Source organism: Streptomyces violaceoruber (genome assembly GCF_033406955.1).
Taxonomy (GTDB): domain Bacteria; phylum Actinomycetota; class Actinomycetes; order Streptomycetales; family Streptomycetaceae; genus Streptomyces; species Streptomyces violaceoruber.
The window spans coordinates 4,959,498-4,980,531 of sequence record NZ_CP137734.1 but is presented as its reverse complement, the minus strand read 5'-3'; the positions used below and the strand labels follow the sequence as shown (position 1 = coordinate 4,980,531).

20 protein-coding genes and 1 tRNA gene are annotated in these 21,034 nt (G+C 72.2%); 10 read left to right on the top strand and 11 right to left on the bottom strand.

The features are described from left to right. Nucleotides 1–64: 64 nt before the first annotated feature. Complete coding sequence (locus R2E43_RS22315) at nucleotides 65–712, top strand: MerR family transcriptional regulator (RefSeq protein WP_030870553.1); 648 nt, start codon at nucleotides 65–67, stop codon at nucleotides 710–712. A gap of 18 nt (nucleotides 713–730) precedes the next feature. Here the strand turns inward: R2E43_RS22315 and R2E43_RS22310 are convergent, their stop codons facing one another. Beyond that, on the bottom strand, nucleotides 731–1,534 hold the full coding sequence (locus R2E43_RS22310; RefSeq protein WP_093456342.1) for an exodeoxyribonuclease III: 804 nt from the start codon (nucleotides 1,532–1,534) through the stop codon (nucleotides 731–733). Nucleotides 1,535–1,602: 68 nt separating this feature from the next. Between R2E43_RS22310 and R2E43_RS22305 the strand changes: the two genes are divergently transcribed. Beyond that, nucleotides 1,603–2,088, top strand: coding sequence for a GNAT family N-acetyltransferase (locus tag R2E43_RS22305; RefSeq protein WP_003975641.1), 486 nt, complete (start codon nucleotides 1,603–1,605; stop codon nucleotides 2,086–2,088). A 19-nt stretch (nucleotides 2,089–2,107) separates the two neighbouring features. Here the strand turns inward: R2E43_RS22305 and R2E43_RS22300 are convergent, their stop codons facing one another. The 8 genes from R2E43_RS22300 to galU form a co-directional block, all read right to left on the bottom strand. After that, complete coding sequence (locus R2E43_RS22300; protein WP_332056506.1) at nucleotides 2,108–3,859, bottom strand: hypothetical protein; 1,752 nt, start codon at nucleotides 3,857–3,859, stop codon at nucleotides 2,108–2,110. Between the two features lie 214 nt (nucleotides 3,860–4,073). Beyond that, nucleotides 4,074–4,147: transfer RNA gene (locus R2E43_RS22295), tRNA-Ala, on the bottom strand. 55 nt (nucleotides 4,148–4,202) lie between these two features. Continuing rightward, on the bottom strand, nucleotides 4,203–5,471 hold the full coding sequence (gene sepX, locus R2E43_RS22290) for a divisome protein SepX/GlpR (RefSeq protein ID WP_003975639.1): 1,269 nt from the start codon (nucleotides 5,469–5,471) through the stop codon (nucleotides 4,203–4,205). A gap of 173 nt (nucleotides 5,472–5,644) precedes the next feature. After that, complete coding sequence (locus R2E43_RS22285) at nucleotides 5,645–6,307, bottom strand: GNAT family N-acetyltransferase (RefSeq protein ID WP_030870558.1); 663 nt, start codon at nucleotides 6,305–6,307, stop codon at nucleotides 5,645–5,647. Next, nucleotides 6,304–6,843, bottom strand: coding sequence for a MogA/MoaB family molybdenum cofactor biosynthesis protein (locus R2E43_RS22280; protein ID WP_011028812.1), 540 nt, complete (start codon nucleotides 6,841–6,843; stop codon nucleotides 6,304–6,306). Before R2E43_RS22280 ends, R2E43_RS22285 begins: the two co-directional genes overlap by 4 nt. Beyond that, on the bottom strand, nucleotides 6,840–7,352 hold the full coding sequence (moaC, locus tag R2E43_RS22275) for a cyclic pyranopterin monophosphate synthase MoaC (RefSeq protein ID WP_011028813.1): 513 nt from the start codon (nucleotides 7,350–7,352) through the stop codon (nucleotides 6,840–6,842). The genes R2E43_RS22280 and moaC overlap by 4 nt, the downstream gene beginning before the upstream one ends. 86 nt (nucleotides 7,353–7,438) lie before the next feature. Beyond that, complete coding sequence (gene glp / locus R2E43_RS22270) at nucleotides 7,439–8,788, bottom strand: molybdotransferase-like divisome protein Glp (RefSeq protein ID WP_408649116.1); 1,350 nt, start codon at nucleotides 8,786–8,788, stop codon at nucleotides 7,439–7,441. After that, on the bottom strand, nucleotides 8,785–9,696 hold the full coding sequence (gene galU / locus R2E43_RS22265; protein WP_003975635.1) for a UTP--glucose-1-phosphate uridylyltransferase GalU: 912 nt from the start codon (nucleotides 9,694–9,696) through the stop codon (nucleotides 8,785–8,787). The genes glp and galU overlap by 4 nt, the downstream gene beginning before the upstream one ends. Nucleotides 9,697–9,789: 93 nt before the next feature. Between galU and R2E43_RS22260 the strand changes: the two genes are divergently transcribed. Further along, on the top strand, nucleotides 9,790–10,404 hold the full coding sequence (locus tag R2E43_RS22260; RefSeq protein WP_030870564.1) for a 5-formyltetrahydrofolate cyclo-ligase: 615 nt from the start codon (nucleotides 9,790–9,792) through the stop codon (nucleotides 10,402–10,404). A gap of 88 nt (nucleotides 10,405–10,492) precedes the next feature. Here the strand turns inward: R2E43_RS22260 and R2E43_RS22255 are convergent, their stop codons facing one another. Next, the gene (locus tag R2E43_RS22255; protein ID WP_030870569.1) at nucleotides 10,493–13,291 is read right to left on the bottom strand and encodes a penicillin acylase family protein; all 2,799 of its coding nucleotides are present in this window, start codon (nucleotides 13,289–13,291) and stop codon (nucleotides 10,493–10,495) included. 314 nt (nucleotides 13,292–13,605) lie between these two features. Between R2E43_RS22255 and R2E43_RS22250 the strand changes: the two genes are divergently transcribed. From R2E43_RS22250 to mscL, 6 genes are all read left to right on the top strand, one after another. Further along, nucleotides 13,606–15,153 carry a potassium/proton antiporter gene (locus R2E43_RS22250; protein WP_003975632.1) on the top strand — a complete coding sequence of 516 codons (1,548 nt, stop codon included), beginning with the start codon at nucleotides 13,606–13,608 and terminating at the stop codon, nucleotides 15,151–15,153. A 248-nt stretch (nucleotides 15,154–15,401) separates the two neighbouring features. Beyond that, nucleotides 15,402–16,667 (top strand): MFS transporter, encoded by a 1,266-nt coding sequence (locus tag R2E43_RS22245; RefSeq protein ID WP_003975631.1) that lies wholly within the window; start codon nucleotides 15,402–15,404, stop codon nucleotides 16,665–16,667. 67 nt (nucleotides 16,668–16,734) lie between these two features. Further along, nucleotides 16,735–17,067, top strand: coding sequence for an FmdB family zinc ribbon protein (locus R2E43_RS22240; RefSeq protein WP_003975630.1), 333 nt, complete (start codon nucleotides 16,735–16,737; stop codon nucleotides 17,065–17,067). A gap of 130 nt (nucleotides 17,068–17,197) precedes the next feature. Next, entirely contained in the window at nucleotides 17,198–18,040 is an 843-nt protein-coding gene (locus R2E43_RS22235; protein WP_093456349.1) for an S-methyl-5'-thioadenosine phosphorylase, read from the top strand. A 285-nt stretch (nucleotides 18,041–18,325) separates the two neighbouring features. Next, nucleotides 18,326–18,796, top strand: coding sequence for a hypothetical protein (locus R2E43_RS22230; protein WP_093456350.1), 471 nt, complete (start codon nucleotides 18,326–18,328; stop codon nucleotides 18,794–18,796). Between the two features lie 111 nt (nucleotides 18,797–18,907). Continuing rightward, nucleotides 18,908–19,378, top strand: a complete 471-nt coding sequence (gene mscL, locus R2E43_RS22225) for a large conductance mechanosensitive channel protein MscL (protein ID WP_003975627.1) — start codon at nucleotides 18,908–18,910, stop codon at nucleotides 19,376–19,378. A gap of 25 nt (nucleotides 19,379–19,403) precedes the next feature. On the opposite strand, the gene R2E43_RS22220 is transcribed toward mscL, so the two are convergent. Further along, on the bottom strand, nucleotides 19,404–19,580 hold the full coding sequence (locus tag R2E43_RS22220; protein ID WP_003975626.1) for a hypothetical protein: 177 nt from the start codon (nucleotides 19,578–19,580) through the stop codon (nucleotides 19,404–19,406). Between the two features lie 113 nt (nucleotides 19,581–19,693). Here R2E43_RS22220 and R2E43_RS22215 point away from each other — a divergent pair, with 113 nt between their 5' ends. Continuing rightward, nucleotides 19,694–20,926 carry a low temperature requirement protein A gene (locus tag R2E43_RS22215; RefSeq protein WP_016326457.1) on the top strand — a complete coding sequence of 411 codons (1,233 nt, stop codon included), beginning with the start codon at nucleotides 19,694–19,696 and terminating at the stop codon, nucleotides 20,924–20,926. The last annotated feature ends 108 nt before the right edge of the window (nucleotides 20,927–21,034 follow it).

Here is a 21,034-nt window from a genome sequence, read left to right as displayed (position 1 = left end):
TCCGTACTCATGGGTAGGGGGCGGACGGAGGAAAGTTACCCCGGGTACGCCATAGGGTCGTGCCGTGACCGAGAAGCGCGAATACCGCATGGCGGAACTGGCCCGGCTGGCCGGCATCACGGTGCGCACCCTGCGCTTCTACCGCGAACGCAAACTGATCCCGCCACCCCGCCGCGAGGGCCGCATCGCCTGGTACGACGACCACCACCTGGCCCGGCTGCGCACCATCGCCGCGCTGCTGGAACGCGGGCACACCCTCAACGGCATCGCGGAACTGGCCGACGCCTTCGACCACGGCCGCGACGTCGGCGACCTGCTCGGCCTCGGCGAGCCCACCGAGGAGACCCCGGTCCGCCTCACCCCCGAGGAACTCGCCGCCCGCTTCGAGGGCGAGGTCACCCCGGAGAACCTGGCCGCCGCGATGGAGCTGGGCTACCTCGGCACCGACGGCGACGAACTGGTCCACATCAGCCACCGCCTGCTGGAGGTCTCCTCCGCCCTGGTCCGCGAGGGCATCCCGCTCGGCGAGGTCCTCCAGGCCGGCGTCCGCGTCCGCGAGCACGCCGACGCCCTCGCGGAACTCTTCGCCGACCTGATACTGCGCCACGCCCCCGAACCGGAACTGCACCGCCTGCGCCCGCTGGCCCGCAGCGTGGTGGAGGCGGAGCTGTCCCTGGCGCTGGACCGGCGGATGCGCAAGCAGACGGACTGAGCGGACGGGGCGGGGCCCTCAGCGGTCGTAGACCACCGTGACCGGCGCGTGGTCGGACCACCGCTCGGCGTGCGTGGCGGCACGCTCGACGTACCCCTTGACGGCCTTGGCGGCCAGCCCGGGAGTGGAGACGTGGTAGTCGATCCTCCAACCTGCGTCGTTGTCGAAGGCCCGCCCCCGGTACGACCACCACGAGTACGGTCCCTCGACGTCCGGGTGCAGCGCGCGCACCACGTCCACGTACCCGCCCTCCGCCGGGTCGAGGATGCGGCCGAGCCACTCCCGCTCCTCCGGCAGGAACCCGGAGTTCTTCTTGTTGGCGCGCCAGTTCTTCAGGTCGGCCTCGCGGTGGGCGATGTTCCAGTCGCCGCAGACGACGACCTCGCGCCCCTCGGCGGCGGCGCGCTCGCGCAGTTCCTTCAGGTAGGCCAGGAACTCGCCCATGAAGCGCACCTTCTCGTCCTGGCGCTCGGTGCCGACCTCGCCGGAGGGGAGGTAGAGGGAGGCGACCGTCACACCGGGCAGGTCGGCCTCGACGTAGCGGCCACTGGTGTCGAACTCCGTCGAGCCGAAACCGACGCGGACGGCGTCGGGCTCACGGCGCGTGTAGAGGGAGACACCGGCGCGGCCCTTGGCGGCGGCGGGGGCGTGCGTCACGTGCCAGCCCTCGGGCGCGCCGGCGTGGTCCGGCAGTTGGTGGGGTTCGGCCCGCACCTCCTGGAGGCACAGCACGTCGGCGGAGGTGCCGGCGAGCCACTCCACGAAGCCCTTCTTCGCGGCGGCGCGCAGGCCATTGACGTTGACGGAGGTCACGGTGAGCATCCCGGCACGATACCGGCACACTGGACGGTGTCCCGCTCCGGACTCCGCATCGATATACGGTAGGAAGAATGAACATACGCCGGGTCCCCTTCGACCACCCCGACGCCGTCAAGCTCAACGACGAGGTGCAGGCCGAGTACGACGTCCGCTACGGCGACGGCGGCGACGCCACGCACCTGGACCCGTCGGACTTCGCGCCGCCGAACGGCCAGTACCTGATCGCGTACGACGAGAACGACGTCCCCGTCGCCTCGGGCGGCTGGCGCAGCCAGGACGCCAACGACGAGGGCAATCTCGACGGGGACGCCGAACTCAAGCGGATGTTCGTGATCGAGCAGGTGCGCGGGCGCGGGCTGGCCCGCCGCATTCTGGCCGCCCTGGAGGAGGACGCCCGTGCGGCGGGCCGGACCCGGATGGTGCTGGAGACGGGCACCAAGCAGCCGGAGGCCGTGGCCCTGTACACGTCCAGCGGCTACGAGCCCTGCGGGAAGTTCGGCTATTACCGCTTCCACGAGGACAGCCTCTGCTACGCGAAGGCACTCCGGGTCCGGTAGCCGCGCGTCGCGGCCGGTGTCAGGCCGCGGTGCCGCCCGTCCTGCGGCGGCGTGAGACGGCGTACAGGACGCCGCCCGCCGCGAGCGCGAGGGCCGCGCCGGCCGAGCCGAGCAGCACCGTGGAGCCGGTGGAGGCCAGCACGCCGCCCCGACCGCCCTGGGGCGACTGGCCGCCGGTCGTACCACCGGTCGTGGAGCCGGTGGTCCCGGCGGTGGAAGTCCCGCCGGTGGTGCCGCCGGCCGTGTCCGAGCCGCCGGTCGTCCCGGTGCCGCCCATCGTCTGCGAGCCGCCGGTGGTGTCCGTACCGCCCGTGGTGTCCGGGCCGCCGGTGCCGCCGCCGCTGTCGCCCGGCGTCTCCTCGTCCCCCGTGCCGTTCAGCACGATCCAGCCGGTGTCGTTGGAGGGGTCGCCCTCCCAGGGGTTGTCGTGGTCGGGCAGCGCGATCTTGCCCTTGGCGCCCGCGACGACCTTGTCGATGCGCAGCTCGAAGGGGAAGGTGCGCGCGTCGTCCTCCAGGAACGGGGTGTTGGTGAAGCAGAGGTACTCGGACGGGGACTCGTCGTTCACGGGGTTGCAGGGGCTGTCCACGACGCTGGCGCCCTCGGGGATCTGCACGCTGAAGCCGAGCGGTTCGCCGCCCGCGCGCAGCGACCCGATCCAGGCGGGCCCGTGGTTGCTCATGCGGACGTCGACGGTGACCGTCTCGCCCTGCTCGCCCGCGACCCGCGCCCCGGTGAGGTCGAGGTCGTAGGTGTTCTGCGTGGGCAGGTCGATCTCGGCGTACTTGGAGTAGTCGCCGACGTGGCCGCTCTCGACCGGCTCGAGGGTGAGCGTCCTGCCGGTTCCCTTCCGGTGCCCGGCGCCCGCCCGCAGTTCGTCGGCGGCTTCTGCGCCGACGGCGTCGAAGCCGTAGGTGAAGATGTCGCCGAGCGCGAAGTCCGCGGTCTTCACCTCTACCGGCTCGCTCAGTTCGTAGGCCATGCCGTGCAGGAACTCGCCCTCGAAGGTGCACAGCGCGACCTGGCGGTAGCGGATCAGGTTGTCCTTGTTCTCCTCGGCGTACGAGCAGTTGTCGTACGACTCGGGGAAGGAGAGGCCGCGGGTGCCGGCGAAGCGGAGCACGACGCCGTGGGCGGGCATGCTGCCGACGTTGCGGAAGCCGAGCGGCGCGTCGTAGGTGTCGCCGGGACGGAAACCCGCGGGTTCGGCGGGGAGCTTCTTCTTCAGCAGTTCCGGGCCGCCGACGAGGACGTCGACGGTGTGCTTGTTGAACTCCAGGCCCTCGCCCTTGCCGGTGACCTTGATGGTGCCGTGGTCGCCGGCCTCGGCGGTGTCCAGCAGGTCGAGCCGGATGTCCCAGAACGGGTTGTGGATGTCGCCGGGGTAGAGGCTGCTCTCCCGGCAGACCGCGACCAGGTCGTCGACGTCGCAGGAATCCGGCAGGCCGACCTTGGCGAAGCCCTTGAGCGCGGTGGCGTCGATGGTGACCTTGTAGCCGCTGTTGGGGATCGGCTTCGGGTCCGTGTCGCTGTCCGGGTCGTACTCCCCCGGGCCGGCGAGCCCGAGTTCGATCTGCGGCCGCCCCGGTTCGCCCTCGGCTCCGTCGAGCGCCAGGTCCACCCGGTCCGGACCGGTGATCGTGACGGGCAGCGGTGGCTGGTCGTCCGCCGCGTGGGCGACGCCGGCCAGTCCGGCCGCGGCGAGCCCGGCGGCGGCCGCCCCGGCCACGGCCGCACGCGTCCACGGCGAGCGCAGGGAGCTAGGTCTCATGTGTGCTTCTTCCGTTCCCCGGACGACAAGAAGGTGCCACTGCGTGACACCGCGCACAGGTGACCCATGGGAAACACCGATGGTTGCGCTGTACATGATCACGGATGCGTCTCGGCGGCGCGGGCGGTGCCGGGGCCGGAGTTGAGTCTGGGCCGGGGAACGACGAAGGTCCCGTCCGATCGTGATGATCGGACGGGACCTTCGTCAATGTGCGTGGACCTGTGGGGATTTGAACCCCAGACCCCCTCGATGCGAACGAGGTGCGCTACCAGACTGCGCCACAGGCCCTTGCAACGAGTGAAACTCTAGCACCCCGTCCGGCCTGCACAAAAATCCCTTCCGGCTACTCGTTGGCCGCGCGGGGTCGGTCGCCGTCGTCGTACTGGTCGAAGAGCGGCGTGCGGCCCCGCTCCCGGGCCCGGCGGGCCGACGCGGCACGGCGGGCACCGCTGCGGGCAGGGGCCTCCGGGCGCTCCTCGGCCGGTGCGTGCGCCGGTGCGTCCGCCGGGCGGTCCCGGTCCGCGCCGGAGGCCCGGGCGGCGTCCTCCTGGTCGGGTGCGACGGCCGAGGAGCGGGCCGAGCTCCACGCGTCCGGCGCCGCGAGGTCCACGTCGGGCGTGGCGCGGGGGGCGACCGGGGCGGTCACGTAGGTGGGCAGGGGCACCGGCACCGGGTCCCAGCTGTCGCCCTGCGGGCGCCCCCGGCGTTCCCGCTGCTGGTCGACCCATTCGGCGTGGTCGGTCTGCTCGACCAGGGCGCGCCGGTCCGCGGCGAGCGCGGACATTCCGGCGCCGGACTCCGTCTCGGGTCCGTCGTCCGGCTCCTCGGCGTCGAGGTCGCCGACGGTGCCGGGAGCGGCGGGGGCGGGTCCGCGCCGGCGCGGGCGCGGGTCGCGGTCGCGCAGTCGCTGTGCGGCGGCCTCGGCCTGGCGGCGGTCCATCTGGAAGGCGAAGCGCCGGCGCTCCTGCGCCCGCAGATGGGCGATGTAGGCGCTGAGCAGCACCGCGGGCACTCCCGGCGCCCACAGGAACGCGAGCCCGCCGACCGCCGCGACGACCGAGCCGAGCGTGAAGGCAAGGAACAGCATCACGGTGGTGCGCCGGCGGCGGGCGAGCGCCTTGCTGCGCCGGGCCCGTGCCGCGGCCCCCGGTGAGACGGGTGCGCGACGCGCCTGCGGCACCCGCTCCCGCGCCGGTGCCGCGCCGGTGCCGGCCTGGCGGCCGGGTTCCGCGGACTGTCCGGGTCTCGGCCCGTCCTCGGGGCCGCCCGCCCGCGGGCGCGCCGTTTCGGGCCGCTCCGCCGCCTGCCGGGGCGGGGTCGGCCGGGTGTGCCGTCGGGTCCGGGACACGGCGAAGGCCCGGACGTCCACCGAGTCGGTGACGGCGTCCGGAGCGTCGGCGTCGGGCCCCGCCTCGTCGGCGGGGCGCGACCGCAGGTCCTTGGCGTACCGGCGCTCCATGCCCGCCCGTCCGGACAGGAGCCGGATGGCGGTGCTGAAGCGTTCGGTCGGACGGGCCTCGTTCAGCTCGTCCTGCCTACGGAGCCACATCGGCACCAAGTAGGCGGCCCAGGCCCCGACGATGACTGCGTAGATGAGGCCGCTGCTGCTCACGCCTCACACGGTAGAGGGGTTTGCGTGAGGCCATCCGCCAATTGAGCCGGTGTGTCGCACGATCTGGCTGATATTTCGAACTTTTCTTGTGATCGATCCGATCAGCCGACTGCCAGGACCGCGAAATTATCCGCTTCGGGATGGTCACGGCCCGATCAATTTCGAACGTTTATTCAATTCCCGGCGTTGCCGGTGCTGCCGCTGTTCCCCGCGTTGGGGGTACTGCGGTGCCGTGACCGGTGCCATCGCCGCAGCAGTCCTTCGGGAACCTCTTCCGCGGTGAGCGCGAAGACGAGATGGTCCCGCCAGGCTCCGTCGATGTGGAGATAACGCGGCCTGAGACCCTCCTCGCGGAATCCGAGTTTCTCCACCACCCGGCGGCTCGGCGCGTTCTCGGGGCGAATGCAGACCTCGACGCGGTGCAGTCCGACGGTGCGGAAACAGTGGTCCACGGCCAGCGCCACGGCCGTCGGCATCACCCCGCGGCCGGCCACCGCCTCGTCCACCCAGTAGCCGACGTGTCCGGAGCACATCGAGCCCCAGGTGATGCCGGCCACCGTCAACTGGCCGACCAGCCGCCCCTGGTACTCGATGACGAACGGCAGCATCCGGCCCGCGTGGGCCTCGGACCTCAGGTGCCGCACCATCTGCCGGTAGGTCGGCCGGTGCGCGATCGGGCCGCCGGGCCCGGGCGGCGGGATGGTGGCCTCCCACGGTCGCAGCCAGTCCCGGTTGCGCCGGTTGACCTCGCGCCAGGTCCGCTGGTCGCGCAGCTTTATCGGCCTCAGGACGATGTCGCCGTCCGTCAGCTCGGCGGGCCAGGACGGGCCGTTCAGCTCGCACCCCCACCGCTGGCTGGTCTCGGGTGGTCGCCGCCGCGGATCTGGTCCACGGCGTGCTTCAGCAGCGGCTCCAGCACCGCGAGGCCGTCCTTCACCCCGCCGGAGGAGCCCGGCAGGTTGACGATCAGCGTGCCGCCCGCCACTCCGGCCAGTCCCCTGGAGAGCGCCGCGGCCGGCACCTTGTCGCGGCCGTACGCCCGGATCGCCTCCGCGATGCCCGGGACCTCCCGGTCGATCACGGCCCGGGTGGCCTCCGGGGTGCGGTCGGTCGGCGAGATGCCGGTGCCGCCGGTGGTGACGATCACGTCGAAGCCCGCTTCGACGCCCGCGCGGAGGGCGGCCCGCACGGGGTCGCCGTCGGGCACGACCTGCGGGCCGTCGACGGCGAAGCCGAAGCGGCGCAGCCCCTCGGCGATCAGGGGTCCGCCCCTGTCCTCGTAGACACCGGCGGCGGCCCGGTTGGACGCCGTGACCACCAGGGCGGCGTACGGCCCGAGGAGGGCGCCTCCCACGCCGGCGTCCGGCGTCATGACCTGGTCCAGTCGCCGGACTTGCCGCCCGTCTTCTGTTCCACCCGCACGTCCGTGATGACCGCTCCCTTGTCGACCGCCTTGACCATGTCGACCACGGTGAGGGCGGCGACGGAGACCGCGGTGAGCGCCTCCATCTCGACGCCCGTGCGATCCGTCGTCCGCACCGTGGCGGTGATCTCCACGGCGTCGTCCGCGACCGACAGGTCCAGTTTCACACCGGAGACCGACAACGGGTGGCACAACGGGATCAGGTCGGGGGTGCGCTTGGCGCCCATGATGCCCGCGATCCGCGCGGTGGCCAGGGCGTCGCCCTTCGGCACGCCCTCGCCGCGCAGCAGCTCGACCACGCGGGGCGCGACGAGGACGCGTCCACTGGCGCGGGCGGTGCGGGCGGTCACGTCCTTGCCGGACACGTCGACCATCCGGGCGGCGCCCGCCTCGTCGATGTGCGTCAGCCGGTCCTGCGGGTCCTGCCCGCTCCCGGACGGCCGGTCCTGGGTACTCATGCTCGTGTGGCGCTCCCGGTCCTGGCCCGGCGCGGTGCGGCGCGTGGGCCTGCTGTGCGCGACACGCTACCGCCATCGGGCCCCGCTCAGCCGAGCAGGACCACCTCGACCTCGGTGCCGGGCTCGACGGACTCGGTGTCCTCGGGGACGACGATCAGCGCGTTCGCCTGCGCGAGGGCGGCCACGAGATGCGAGCCGGAGCCGCCGACGGGAGTGACCGAACCGCCGGCGTGACTGCCCCGCAGGAACTGCCTGCGGCCCTTCGGCGAGGTCAGCGCCTTGTCCGCGGCCAGGGACGCGGTGACCGTCGGACGGTGCACGTCGGGCAGCCCCATGAGGGTGCGGATCGCGGGACGCACGAACAGCTCGAAGGAGACGTACGACGAGACCGGGTTGCCGGGCAGGGCGAGCAGCGGGGTGTGGTCGGGGCCGACGGAGCCGAAGCCCTGGGGCTTGCCCGGCTGCATGGCGAGCTTGCGGAAGTCCACGCCGCCGCCCGGCTCGTCCTCGTCGCCGACGTGCGCCAGCGCCTCCTTGACCACGTCGTACGCACCGACGCTCACCCCGCCGGTGGTGACCATCAGGTCGGCGCGCACCAGCTGGTCCTCGATGGTGGCCCGCAGGGTCTCGGCGTCGTCGGCGACCGCACCCACCCGGTAGGCGATGGCGCCGGCGTCGCGGGCGGCCGCGGTGAGGGCGAAGCTGTTGGAGTCGTAGATCTGACCAGGCGCCAGCTGTTCGTCGGGCTGGACGAGTTCGCTGCCGGTGGAGAGCACCACCACGCGCGGGCGCGGGCGCACCCGTACCGTGCCCCGGCCGATCGCGGCCAGCAGGCCGATCTGCGGGGGGCCGAGGACGGTGCCCGCCGCCAGGGCGCGGTCGCCGGAGCGGACGTCGCTGCCCTTGGCGCGCACGTGCGCGCGTTCCTCGGCCGGCCGGTACACCTGCACATGGCCCTCGGCGCCCTCCGGGGCCAGACTGCGGGCCCGCATCCCGGCGACCGGGCCCGCGCCCGACCCGCCGTCGGTCCACTCCACGGGCACGACGGCCTCCGCGCCGCGCGGCAGCGGGGCGCCGGTCATGATGCGCGCCGCCTGGCCGGGGCCCACGGCGATCGGGTCGGTCTGGCCGGCGGCGACGTCCCCGACGACCTCCAGGACGGCGGGGAACTCCTCGCTGGCGCCCGCCACATCGGTGACCCGCACCGCATACCCGTCCATGGAGCTGTTGTCGAACGGCGGCAGGGACAGCGGCACCGTGATGTCGTCGACCAGCATGCAGCCCTGGGCGTCGAGCAGGTTCAGCTCGATGGGGTCCAGGGGGCGGACGGTGGCGAGGACGTCGTCCAGGTGGTCCTGCACCGACCACAGCCGGTCCGGGCCGGGGCCCGCGGCGGCGTGGTCGTGGCCGGTGTCACGGTGCGCGCTGCTGCTCAACGTCCCTGCATCTCCTCGGCTACGTAACTGCGGAGCCAGGTCCGGAAGTCCGGGCCCAGGTCCTCACGTTCGCACGCGAGTCGGACAATGGCACGCAGGTAGTCGCCGCGGTCGCCGGTGTCATAGCGGCGGCCCTTGAAGACGACGCCGTGCACCGGGCCGCCGACGGACTCGTCCTCGGCGAGCTGCTGGAGGGCGTCGGTCAGCTGGATCTCGCCGCCGCGGCCGGGCTCGGTCTTGCGGAGTATGTCGAAGACGTGCGGGTCGAGCACGTAGCGGCCGATGATGGCGTAGTTGGACGGGGCGTCGGCCGGGTCCGGCTTCTCGACCAGTCCGCCGACCTTGACCACGTCGCTGTCCGCGGTGCTCTCCACGGCCGCGCAGCCGTAGAGGTGAATCTGCTCCGGCGCGACCTCCATGAGGGCGATCACGCTGCCGCCGTACTGCTCCTGGACGTCGATCATGCGCTGGAGCAGGGGGTCGCGCGGGTCGATCAGGTCGTCGCCGAGCAGGACCGCGAAGGGCTCGTGGCCGACGTGCGGGGCGGCGCACAGCACGGCGTGGCCGAGGCCCTTGGGGTCGCCCTGGCGGACGTAGTGCATCATCGCGAGGTCGCTGGATTCCTGGACCTTGGCCAGGCGGCTCGCGTCGCCCTTCTTCTGGAGGGCGGACTCCAGTTCGTAATTGCGGTCGAAGTGGTCCTCGAGGGGGCGCTTGTTGCGGCCGGTGACCATGAGGACGTCGCCAAGGCCGGCGGTGACGGCCTCTTCGACCACGTACTGGATCGCCGGCTTGTCGACGACCGGCAGCATCTCCTTGGGAGTGGCCTTGGTGGCCGGCAGGAACCGGGTACCGAGACCGGCTGCTGGGATGACAGCCTTGCTGATCCTGGGGTGGGACTGAGTCATGCGCGCCACCATATCCGGTGCCTATCGGGAGAATCTGTGTCGCCTGAGCCTCTACGCTCATATGAGCAGATCAGAGTGGTACGGGAGTGACCATTGCCTCACAACGACCCCGCGGACGGACCCGGCAAGCGCCTCCTGCGGCGGGACCTCCTCGCGGCGCGTAACAGGATGACGCCGGATGACGTGCGGGAATCCGCGGACGCGCTGGCCCGGCGGGCACTCGGACTGCCGGAGGTCGCGGGGGCGCACGCCGTGGCGGCGTACGTCTCCGTGGGCGCCGAACCGGGCACCCTCGCGCTCCTGGACGCGCTGCGCGCGCGGGGGGTGCGCGTGCTGCTGCCCGCACTGCTGCCGGACAACGACCTGGACTGGGGCGAGTACACCGGGGAGGGCTCCCTGGCGCGCGTGCGCCACGGCGGGCGGATGGAGCTGTTCGAGCCCGCCGGTGAGCGGCTGGGGCCGGAGGCGGTGACGCGGGCGGACGTCGTGCTGCTGCCGGGGGTCGCGGTGGACGGCCGCGGGCTGCGCCTGGGGCGCGGGGGCGGCTCGTACGACCGGGTGCTGGCCCGGCTGGAAGCGGCGGGCGCGCGCCCCGCGCTGCTGGTGCTGCTCTACGACGGGGAGGTCGTCGAGCACGTCCCCGCGGAGCCGCACGACCGGCCGGTGGACGCGGTGGTGACGCCGTCGGGGGTGCGCCGGTTCCGCTGACGCCCGGACCCACGGGTGCCGGACGGCGAAACGGCCTCCACGCGTGCGTGGAGGCCGTTTCGCCGTCCGTCGGCGGGGACGGGTCCGGCTACGGCTTGAGCACCAGCGTGTCGCTCGTGCTCTCGTCGACGGCCTTCCTCGTGAAGGACCACGGCAGCAGCTCGCCGTTCGCCCACTTGTCGGTCTGGTCCGTGTAGTGGGCGCTGTAGGCGTGCCCGGAGGCGCCGGTGAGGTTGATCCAGCGGGACTTGTCGAGGTCGCCGAGGTTGACCACCATCCGCATGGACGGCACCCAGATCACCCCGTAGCCGCCGGCCGCGTTCCAGCCGGAGGCGTTGACCGCCGCCTCGCCGCCGCTGAGCTTCCAGGGGCCGCGGTTGAGGGCGTACTTCAGGAAGCCGGGGCCCTCGGTGCCCAGGGTCTGGTTCTTCAGGAACAGGCGGTGCAGGCGGCCCCAGTTCCAGGTGTCGATGTCCTTGCCGAGCTTGGCGGTCAGCTCCCAGCGGGCGTCGGTCATGGCGCGCTTGAACAGGTCGTCGCGGTTGTGGTCGGCGCCCTTGCGGGTGCCGTTGGCCGGCGTCGTCCACCAGTCGCTCTTCGGCTTCTCCAGCAGCGTGCGGACCACCTCGAACCAGCGGTCGCCACCGTCCGGCTGCGCCTGGTCGGCGTCGCGCTGGCCGCATTCGCGGACCTTGTTGGTCTCGTCCGCGGGGCCGGTGGTGTTGACCGGGTCGACCCACAGGCACTGGCCCTCGACCCGCAGTTCCTTGGGCAGCTTGTTGCCGAAGGCGAGCTTGAGGATGTTGCGCCAGACCGCGTTGAAGTAGGCGGCGGCGGCCGAGTCGGCGTCCTGGGTGTAGTCCCAGCCCTCCAGCAGCTTCTGCGCCTCGCGGACGTCCTTGTCGGCGATGTCGATCTTCAGCAGCTGGGGCACGAGCAGCTTGGCCATCTCGCTGCTGTTGTCCAGCTGCATCTGGCGCATGTCGTCGGTGGAGATCTTGCCGCCGTCCTTGATCTTCTGCTCGATCAGGGAGGTGATGCGCTGGCTGCGGGCGCCGTAGCCCCAGTCCGTGGTGAGCGTGTACGGGTACTTGTCCGCGTCGACGACGGCCTGGTTGGCGGTCACGATGTAGCCGCGCTCCGGGTCGTACTCGTAGGGCAGTTCGTCCTGGTCGATGTACTCGCCGGTCCAGCGGAACTTCGGGTCCCAGCCCGGCGCCGGGACGGAGCCGTCGTGGCCCTCCGCGCGCACCGGGATCCGGCCCGGCAGCGTGTAGCCGATGTGCTCCTCGTCGGCGTAGACCAGGTTCTGCGAGGGCACGTCGAACAGCGTGGCGGCCTCGCGGAAGTCGTCCCAGTTCCGCGCCCGGTCGATGGCGAAGACGGCGTCCATGGAGGTGCCCGCCTCGAGCGCGGTCCAGCGCAGCGCCACGCCGTACCCGTCGCCGCGGTCGGGGGCGGCGGTCTCGACGGTGGCCTTCTTGCCGGTCTTCACCAGCTCGTCGTCGCGGTCGGAGAGCAGGGGGCCGTTGTTCGTCTCACGGACGACGATCTTCTTGGAGTCGCCGCCGGCGACCTTGATGGTCTCCTCGCGCGTCTCGAAGGGGACCACCTTGCCGTCGTACTGGTAGCCCTCGCCGGTGATCTTCTCCAGGTAGAGGTCGGTGACGTCGGCGCCGGAGTTGGTCAGGCCCCAGGCGATCTCCTGGTTGTGGCCGACGACCACGCCGGGCATGCCGGCGAAGGTGTATCCGGCGACGTCGTACCGGCACTTGTCGGAGACGGTGCGGCAGTGCAGGCCCATCTGGTACCAGACGGAGGGCAGGGACGGCGACAGGTGCGGGTCGTTGGCCAGCAGCGGCTTGCCGGTGATGGTGTGCTTGCCGGAGACGACCCACGAGTTGGAGCCGATGCCGTTGCCGTTCACACCGACGGCGGTGGGGACGTTGTCCAGGACGTTCTGGAGACCGGCCAGTTGGCCCTCCAGGGCGCTTCCGGATCCCGTACCGGTGCCGGTACCCGTGCCCGTGCCCGTACCGGTCCCCGTGCCGGTGCCCGTGCCGTCGCTCTCGTCGCCGCCCGACGCACCACCGCCGTCGAACGTCTCGGTCAGCTCGTCGTACTGGCCCTCCTGGACGATCGCCTTGTTGCGGTCGTACGGGTAGGCCGGGTAGAGGTCGGCGATCTGCTTGGGGCCGAGGCGGCTGGTCATCAGCGCGCGGTCGACCTCGTCCTGCATGTTGCCGCGCAGGTCCCAGGCCATCGCCTTCAGCCAGGCCACGGAGTCGACCGGGGTCCACGCCTGGGGCTTGTAGTCGTTGGTGAAACCGAGGGCCGCGTACTCCAGGGAGAGGTCCGCGCCGTCCTTGCCCTTCAGATAGGCGTTGACGCCCTTGGAGTACGCCTGGAGGTACTTCTTCGTGGAGTCCGAGAGCTTCTCGTCGTACTCCTTCTTCGCCACCCGGTGCCAGCCCAGCGTGCGCAGGAACTCGTCGTTGTCGATCTGGCTCTTGCCGAACATCTCCGACAGGCGCCCGGCGGTCATGTGCCGGCGTACGTCCATCTCGTAGAACCGGTCCTGCGCCTGGACGTAGCCCTGCGCCATGAACAGGTCCTCCTCGGTGGAGGCGTAGACCTGCGGGATGCCGTACCCGTCGCGCTTGACGTCGACCGGGCCCGACAGGCCGTCCAGCGTGATCGAGCCCTTGGTCTGCGGGAAGGACGCCCGGACCGTGCTGATCGACCAGTACGCCCCGTAGGCGAGGCCGCCGATGAGGGCCAGGACCAGCACGAGGACGAGCAGGCGGCCCTTGCGCCCCTTGCGCGCCTTCTTCCTGCCGGACGTGCCGGCCTGCTGACCCGTGGAGGCGGTGGTGGTGGGGGGCATCGCTGTCCTTGCTGTCCTAACACGAGCGGCAGGGGCGGGCTGTGCTTCGTACGGAGCGCCGGGCGCTGAACGCCGGACGCTGGGGCAACTCTAGGCGCAGGCCCGGCTCCGCCTTGACGCGGAGTCGGGTACAGGGACGCACGGGCGTTCGATCTTGCCAAGCCGAGCGTCAAGAAAGCGTCAAGAGTTAGGTAAGGTAACGAAGTAGTTGCCCGCAGAGTGTGGCGGATTCGTGTGCCATGGGGTGGTGCGCCGGTGCACCACCGGTGTACGCCTCACGCGCCGAGCGGGCGCGCTCGCCCGCGCTGTGATCCATGCGGTGCGCCAGGGAAAGGGAACGGCCGCTGACTGTCCACCACCTCAACCAGCTCCTGCTCGTCTGCTCGCTCGTCCTGCTCATCGCCGTGGCGGCGGTCCGGATCTCCTCGCGCAGCGGGCTCCCCAGCCTGCTCGTCTACCTGGCCATCGGCGTCGCCATGGGCCAGGACGGCATCGGCGACATCCAATTCGACAACGCCGAACTCGTCCAGGTCATCGGCTACGGGGCCCTGGTCGTGATCCTGGCCGAGGGCGGACTCGGCACGAAGTGGAAGGAGGCGAAACCGGCGCTCCCGGCCGCCTCCGCGCTGGCGCTGGGCGGCGTCGCGGTGAGCGTCGGCGTGACCGCGGCGGGCGCGCACTACCTCACCGGGCTGGAGTGGCGGCAGGCACTGATCGTCGGGGCCGTGGTCTCCTCCACGGACGCCGCGGCCGTCTTCTCCGTGCTGCGCCGGATTCCGCTGCCCAAGCGGATAACGGGCACGCTGGAGGCCGAGTCCGGCTTCAACGACGCTCCGGTGGTCATCCTCGTGGTCGCCTTCTCCACGGCGGGACCGATCGAGCACTGGTACGTGCTCCTCGGCGAGATCGCCCTGGAGCTGGCCATCGGCGCGGCCATCGGGCTCGCGGTCGGCTGGCTCGGGTCGTGGGGGCTCAAGCACGTGGCGCTGCCCGCCTCCGGCCTCTACCCCATCGCCGTCATGTCGATCGCCATCGCCGCCTACGCGGCCGGTGCGATGGCCCACGGCAGTGGCTTCCTGGCCGTCTACCTCGCCTCGATGGTCATGGGCAACGCGCGGCTGCCGCACTGGCCCGCCACCCGGGGCTTCGCCGACGGGCTGGGCTGGCTCGCCCAGATCGGCATGTTCGTGCTGCTCGGCCTGCTGGTCACCCCGCACGAGCTGGGCGACGACATCCTGCCCGCCCTGGTCATCGGGCTGGTGCTCACCATGGTGGCGCGCCCGCTGAGCGTCGTGCTGTGCCTGGTGCCCTTCCGGGTGCCGTGGCAGGAGCAGGCCCTGATGTCCTGGGCCGGGCTGCGCGGCGCGGTGCCCATCATCCTGGCGACGATCCCCATGGTGGAGGGCGTCGCGGGCAGCCACCGCATCTTCAACATCGTCTTCGTACTGGTCGTCGTCTACACCCTGGTGCAGGGCCCGACGCTGCCGTGGCTGGCCCGCAAGCTGCGCCTGGGCAAGGGCGACGAGGCGGCCGACCTCGGCATCGAGTCGGCGCCCCTGGAACGGCTGCGCGGGCACCTGCTGTCCGTGACGATCCCGGAGGGTTCCAGGATGCACGGCGTCGAGGTCAACGAGCTTCGGCTGCCCACCGGGGCCGCCGTCACCCTGGTCGTCCGCGACGGGACGTCCTTCGTGCCGCTGCCGACCACGGGGCTGCGCCGCGGCGACGAGCTCCTGGTGGTCGCCACGGACCCCGTGCGGGACGCCGCCGAGGCGCGGCTGCGCGCGGTCGGCCACGGCGGCAAGCTGGCCGGCTGGCTCGGCACCGGGGGCACCGAGGGCGCCCGCGGCAATCGCAGGTGAGCATACGAGGGGTGCTCCCTTTCACAGGCCACCCCTCCGCCGCCCCCTGTACGATGAAGGCCGCACCTGATCGAACCACCTCTGTCTGAAGCAGAGCTGGCGCGACCGTATGGCGGCCGGATCGCCCCCTCGTCCACGCGGGCTCCGGCATCTACCGCAGTCCGCGCAAGTGGACAGCTCTCGGCGCTCCCGCACGACGACCGTCACACAGCGGGACCGCGCTACCAGGCGGCAGAAAGGCACGGGCCGTGGCATCCACGGTCACCCGTCCGGGATACGGGCAGCTGCTGCGCACCCGCGGCGCCTGGACGTTCCTGCTCCCCGGCTTCGCGGCACGCCAGCCGTTCGCCATGCTGACGCTCTCCATCGTGCTGCTGGTGCAGCACACCACCGGCTCCTACGGCGTCGCGGGCGCCGCCGCGGCCGTCACCGGTGTTTCCATGGCCGTGTTCGCCCCGTACAGCGGCCGGCTCGCCGACCGCTACGGGCAGCGCGCCGTCCTGCTGCCCGGCGTGCTCGTGCACACGGCGTCCGGGCTGACCCTGACCGTCCTCGCGCTCGCGGACGCGCCCCTGTGGGCGCTGTTCCTGGCGGCGGTACCCACCGGCGCCTCGGTGCCGCAGGTCGGGCCCATGGTGCGGGCCCGCTGGGCCGTGCAGCTCAAGGACTCCCCGCTGATGAGCACGGCGGCCGCCTTCGAGTCCGTCACCGACGAGCTGACCTTCGTCCTCGGCCCCCTGGTGGCGACCGCCCTGTGCACGGCCGTCGACCCGGCCGCGGGCCTGGTCACGGAGGCCGCGCTCACCCTGGTGGGCGGTCTGCTGTTCGCCGCTCGGAAGAGCACCGAGCCGAAGGTCGGCAGCGCCGACGGCGGGCACGCGCGCGTGGAGCACGTTTCCGCGCTGCGGGTCCCCGGCGTGCGGGTGCTGATCGTCGCCTTCCTGGGCATCGGTTCCGTCTTCGGCGGCATGCAGGTGTCGCTGGCCGCGTTCACCGAGTCCATCGGCGAACCCGGTCTCAACGGCGTCCTGTACGGCGTCTTCGCGGCGGGCAACATGATCTCCGGCCTGGCCTGCGGCGCCATCGCCTGGAAGGTGGCCCCGCAGCGGCGCCTCCTGGTCGGCTACGCCGCCCTGGCGCTGACCGCGTCCGGCCTCTGGGCCGCGCACTCGGTGCTCGTGCTGGCGGGCCTCGGCCTGCTGGTCGGCATGTGCGTCGCGCCCGCCATCGTCACCGGCTACACCCTGGTCGAGGACCTGGTCCCGGCGGGTGCCCGCACCGAGGCCTTCACCTGGCTGACCGGCGCCGTCGCGCTGGGCCAGGCGGCGGCCGTGACCGTCGCCGGACAGCTGGAGGACCGGTTCCGGGACGGCGCCGGTTTCCTGGTGCCGATGGGCGGCACGGTCCTCGCGCTGGCGGTCCTGGTGGCGCTCCGGTCGCGGCTGGCGACCCGGTCCCACGGCCGCACCGTCGCACGTGGTGTCGGTCACCGCGCGCCCGCCACAGTGGACTGATCCCGCGGAATAGGTCACTATGGACCGTCGTTAGCACTCATCGAGTGAGAGTGCCAGGAGGAAGACAGTGCCGACGTACCAGTACCAGTGCACCGAGTGCGGCGAGGGCCTCGAGGCGGTGCAGAAGTTCACCGACGACGCCCTCACCGAGTGCCCGAACTGCCAGGGCCGCCTGAAGAAGGTCTTCTCGGCGGTCGGCATCGTCTTCAAGGGCTCCGGCTTCTACCGCAACGACAGCCGCGGCAGCTCGTCGAGCAGCTCGCCGGCGTCGTCGTCCTCGAAGACGGCCTCGTCGTCGTCCTCGGACTCGGGTTCGTCCTCGTCGTCCTCGGCGTCCTCCTCGGGATCCGGTTCGTCGTCGGGCTCCGGCAGCTCCTCCGCGGGCACCACCGCCGCGTAGCACCCGGCTCCCACCGTCGCGCGGGACCCGGTTCCCTCCCTTCCGCCGCGCGGGACCCACTTCTTACGAGACCCTGTCGTCGCCCGACGACGGGGTCCTCGGCGTTGTGCCGGGCGGTTAGGGTGCGGGCATGGCGAACAAGGTGAAGGCCGAGATCGGCGTGATCGGCGGCTCCGGGTTCTACTCGTTCCTCGACGACGTGACCGAGGTCCGGGTGGACACCCCGTACGGGCCGCCCAGCGACTCCCTCTTCCTCGGCGAGGTCGCCGGCCGGCGGGTCGCCTTCCTCCCCCGGCACGGTCGCGGCCACCATCTGCCGCCGCACCGGATCAACTACCGGGCCAACCTGTGGGCGCTGCGTTCGGTCGGCGCACGCCAGGTCCTCGGCCCGTGTGCGGTCGGCGGCCTGCGCCCCGAGTACGGGCCGGGCACGCTGCTGGTGCCGGACCAGTTCGTCGACCGCACCAGGTCCCGCCCGTCGACCTACTTCGACGGGCTGCCGATGCCCGACGGCACGGTGCCCAACGTGGTGCACGTGTCGCTGGCCGACCCGTACTGCCCCACCGGCCGGGCCGCCGCGCTGAAGGCGGCCCGGGGGCGGGAGTGGGAGCCGGTGGACGGCGGCACCCTGGTCGTGGTCGAGGGGCCCCGTTTCGGGACCCGCGCGGAGTCGCTGTGGCACCGGGCGCAGGGCTGGTCGGTGGTGGGGATGACCGGCCACCCGGAGGCGGCGCTCGCCCGCGAGCTGGAGCTCTGCTACACCTCGCTGACCCTGGTGACCGATCTCGACGCCGGCGCGGAGAGCGGCGAGGGCGTCTCGCACGAGGAGGTGCTGCGGGTGTTCGCGGCGAACGTGGACCGGCTGCGGGGCGTCCTGTCCGACGCGGTGGCCGCACTGCCGGCGTCCGGGGAGCGGGACTGCCCGTGCGGGGCGGCGCTGGGCGGGATGGATCCGGGAATCGCTCTGCCGTAGGGGTACGGAGGGCCAGCAGGCCGGGGGAACGCCACGTTCCGGTGAGGGAGTTGTCCACAACCGGTCCGCGGTCCACGGGCCTCGGCGGGACGCGGCGAAAAGCCCCATCGTGGGAGCGCAAGCCGGTCCCTCGTCACAGGTGGTGGTCCCGTGTTCCGTCCCGCCCTGCCCTCCCCCTCCCCCTCCCCCTCTCCCTCCTCCTCCCCCTCTCCCTCCCCATCCCTTTCCGCTTCCTCGTTCCCGTTCCCCCTTCCGCCCGGCACCGATGCGCCGCCCACCTGCGAGGTGCCGCAGTTCGCCCCCGTGCGGGTGCGCGGCGGACGTCACCGGCTCGTACGGCACCGGCGGCGTGCCCTGGCCGCCGGGCTCGTGGTCACCGCCGCCGCGCTGGTGGCGGCGGGCCCGCATCCGGGGGCCGGCGGGCAGGAGACGCGGCGGGCACGCGGACATCCGGTGGCCGATCCGGTGGGCGAGCGGCCCGCCACCCGGTTCGTGGCGGCACCGGTGCGCATCGCCGACGCGGCCACGGTGCGGCTGCTCAGGCCGGGCGACCTGGTCGACGTCGTGGCGGCCGGGGACGGCGGTGCGGACGACGCCTCGGTGGTCGCACGCGGTGTGCGGGTGACGAAGGTGCCGGAGCCCGTGGCGGACCCGGCGGCGGGCGGGGCGCTCGTCGTCGTCTCGGTACCGCGTGCCACCGCCCACCGGTTGGTCGGCGCGGGTACCACGGAGCGGTTGGCGGTGACCCTGTGCTGAGCCAGTCAAGTCCCTCGTTCGTGGGATGGGATTGGACAGGACGGCCCAACGCTGTCGTAGGTTGCGGAGCGTTTGGTTCCTACACCTGTTCAAGCGAGGAGTGCTCCCACCGTGAGCGAGAAGAACGAGCCGAGCGTCTGGCAGGGCTTCAAGGCCTTCCTGATGCGCGGAAACGTCATCGACCTGGCGGTGGCGGTCGTCATCGGCGCCGCCTTCACCAAGATCGTCAACTCGGTGGTGGACGGGGTCATCAACCCCCTGGTCGGGGCGTTCGGCACGCAGAGCCTGGACAGCTACAGCTCCTGCCTGAAGGGCCCGTGCACCGGGACCGGCGACAGCGCCACAGGCGTGCGGATCCTCTGGGGATCGGTGCTGGGCGCCACCCTCACGTTCCTGATCACGGCTGCCGTCGTGTACTTCCTGATGGTGCTGCCCATGTCGAAGTACCTGGCCCGGCAGGAGGCCCGCCGCAAGGCGAAGGAGAGCGCCGAGGAGGTCATCGAGGTCTCCGAGCTGGAGGTGCTCAAGGAGATCCGCGACGCCCTGATCGCACAGCGCGGTTCGGGGCACGACCGCCCGTAGCCCGGGCGGCACGGGCCCGGGCGGCTCACAGGTGGTGGGGCGGCTTCTCGTCGAGGAAGCGCTTCAGGTCGGCCGCGCTGTCGCCCTCGGGCCGCTCGCCCCAGCCGCGGTCGGTGTCGTCCGGGCTCTGCTGGTCCAGCGGGTCGTCGAAGAACAGCGCGGGCCGGGGCGCGCCGGGCTCGGGCTCGGGGGTGGTACTCATGCGTCCAGGGTACGGCTCACCCCGTGGACGACGTCCCCTGCGCCCCGCCCGCCCCGGCAAAACGGGGGGCCCGCAAGCACGTCCGCGCCCCATCTGCTGTGCTGGGAGCCATGATGTCCAGTCCCTCCTCCGCGAGCGCGCCCTCGGGGCCGCCGCCCGACGGCCACCCTCCGGTGCGCCGCCTGAAGGCCCGCCACCGGCACGAGTCGCACCGCGCCGCCACGCCGCTGGAGCTCTTCTTCGACCTGTGCTTCGTCGTCGCCATCGCCCAGGCGGGCGTCCAGCTGGTGCACGCCGTCGCGGAAGGGCATGCCGGCGAGGGCGTCCTCAACTACGCGATGGTCTTCTTCGCCATCTGGTGGGCGTGGATGAACTTCACCTGGTTCGCCTCCGCGTACGACAACGACGACGTCCTCTACCGGGTGGTCACGCTGGTCCAGATCGCCGGTGTGCTGGTCCTGGCGGCCGGGGTCTCCCGGGCCTTCGAGGACCACGACTGGGTGGCCGTCGTCATCGGTTACCTGATCATGCGGGTCGCCATGGCGGCGCAGTGGCTCAGGGCGGGCCGGTCGGCCGCGCCTCCGGAGAGCACCATGGCCCGGAGCTACTCGGCCGGCGTGCTGCTGTGCCAGATCGGCTGGCTGGGGATCCTGTTCCTGCCGGAGGACGACCGCGGCTGGCTGTTCCTGGTGATGGTGGTGCTGGAGCTGTGCGTGCCGGCGTACGCCGAGCGCAAGCACCCGTCGTCCTGGCACCCGCACCACATCGCCGAGCGGTACGGGCTCCTCACGATCATCGTGCTCGGCGAGACCATCGCCGCGGCCACGGTCGCGGTGAAGTCGGGCATCGAGGAGAACGACGCGCTGGGCGAGGTGCTCCCGATCGCGGCCGGCGGACTGCTGATCGTCTTCGCGGCCTGGTGGATCTACTTCGTGGTGCCCGTCCACAGTTATCTGAGGTCCAGCAGACAGTCCTTCCTGTGGGGATACGGCCACTACCTGGTGTTCGCCTCGGCGGCGGCGATCGGCGCCGGACTGGAGGTGACGGTGGAGCAGGCCGTGGGCAAGGCGCACATCTCCGCGGTGGCGGCGGCCGCGGCGGTGACCCTGCCGACGGCGGTGTTCCTGCTCACGGTGTGGGCGCTGCACGCGCGGCACTTCAAGGTGGGCATCGCCGAGCAGCTCGTGCTGCCGACGGCCGCGCTCCTGGTGCTCGGCTGCACCTTCCTCGGTGCCGAGGCGGTGCTCGTGGCGGGGATCGTCCTGGCCCTGACCGTGGCGGCCGGGGTGGCGCTGACCGCGCGGCGTACCGAGCGGGAGCGGCGCGCGGCGGCACCGGCCGCCTGAAGCTCCGCCGCCTCCGACCGCCTCCGTCCGCCTCCGTCCGCCTCTCATCGTCTCCAGCCGCCTCCCATCGTTTCCAGCCGCCTCCCGCGCCGCCGCGGGTGGCTGGCC